The organism is Streptomyces sp. NPDC048637, from assembly GCF_040650675.1.
In the GTDB taxonomy this organism is placed as follows: Bacteria; Actinomycetota; Actinomycetes; order Streptomycetales; family Streptomycetaceae; genus Streptomyces.
Genome location: NZ_JBEZHQ010000095.1, coordinates 1 through 1,429, shown reverse-complemented (window position 1 = coordinate 1,429; position 1,429 = coordinate 1). Strand labels below are relative to the sequence as shown.

The 1,429-nt window shown below is 71.0% G+C and carries 1 protein-coding gene; it reads right to left on the bottom strand.

Features of this window, described 5'->3' with window-relative positions; all coding sequences use genetic code 11:
* The coding region (locus tag AB0C46_RS40685) for a beta-ketoacyl reductase (protein ID WP_362834174.1) at nt 1-1,331 on the bottom strand (1,331 nt) is incomplete at its 3' end.
* Nucleotides 1,332-1,429 lie beyond the last annotated feature (98 nt).

Sequence of the window (1,429 nt, the reverse complement as noted above, 5' to 3'; positions counted from 1 at the left end):
GGAGCCGTGTCCTCCTGAGCCTCGGGGATGGTGTCCAGCAACGGGCGCGGGCGCGCGGCCGTGAACACCGGCGCGAACTTCTCCCACTCCACATCCGCAACCGCGATGAACGTCTCATCGGCCGCCAAAACCTCACCCAGCGCCGTCAACGCCCGCTGCGTATCAAGGAAATTCATACCCTGCCGCAACAGACGGTGCGGGGTCACCCGACCCGGCGCCTGATCCATCACCGCGTCCACGGCGTCCCAGTCACGGGTGTTCCACACACCCCACGCAATCGACGTACCCGGCAGACCCCGGGCCCGACGGTCCTCCGCGAGCCCGTCCAGGAACGAGTTGCCCGCCGCATAAGCGGCGTGGTCGTTGCTGCCCCACGTCGCCGAGATCGACGAGAACATCACAAACTCGTCGATGCCCAGGCCCGCCGTCGCCTCATCCAGATGAACCGCACCGATCGCCTTCGCACCCAACGCAGCGGCCAGCCCGTCACGATCCGTGTCCTCCAGCCGCGCGAGGAACGGAGTGTTCGCCGAGTGCAGGACCGTCGACAGGCTCGGACCGGTGTTCTCGATCCACGAGACCATGCCTGTTACCTGCTCGCGCACCGTCAGGTCGCAGCTGACCACCTCGACGGCCGAACCCGCCTCCGCCAGCGTGGCAGCAAGACCGGCCACGCCGGGCGCCGACGGACCGGACCGGGACGTCAGCACCACCCTCGGCGCACCGCGCTCAGCCAACCACGGACCGAGCACCACGCCAATCGCACCCGAGCCACCGGTCAGCAGGACCGTGCCACGCGGCGACCAATCCTCCGCCTCGACCCCACGGGCCTCGGCCCGCACCAGCCGACGCAGGAACACACCCGACGCCCGCACCGCAACCTGATCCTCCCCGCCATCGGCGAACACACCGACCAGACGGGTGGCCGCCTCGGCGCCCATCACCGGCGGCAGGTCGACCAACCCGCCCCACCGGTCCGCATGCTCCAAACCGACCGTACGGCCCAGACCCCACACCTGGGCCTGCACCGGACTCGTCGTCACCTCATCCGCGCCGACCGCCACCGCACCACGCGTCAACACCCACAACGGAGCCCCGACCCCGAGCCGGCCCAACGCCTGCACCAGGCCGAGGGTGTCGGCGCTGCCCCGCGGCACCCACCCGAACTCGGCGTCCGGCGACTCGTCCAACGCCAGCAGCGACACCACACCAGCCACGCCGCCCTCGGCCTCCACCGCGTCAAGGCTCTCCGGGCCCGCAGCCGTCACGACCTCGGCACCGTGACCGGCCAGCGCCTCCGCGACCATCGATGCGTCGGGGCCATCACCCACGACCAGCCAGGTCCCGGACAGGACCGCCGGGCCACTCCCGGCGGCCGGCTGCCACGTGATCCGGTAACGCCAATCGTCCACCGACGCCCTGGTCCGCT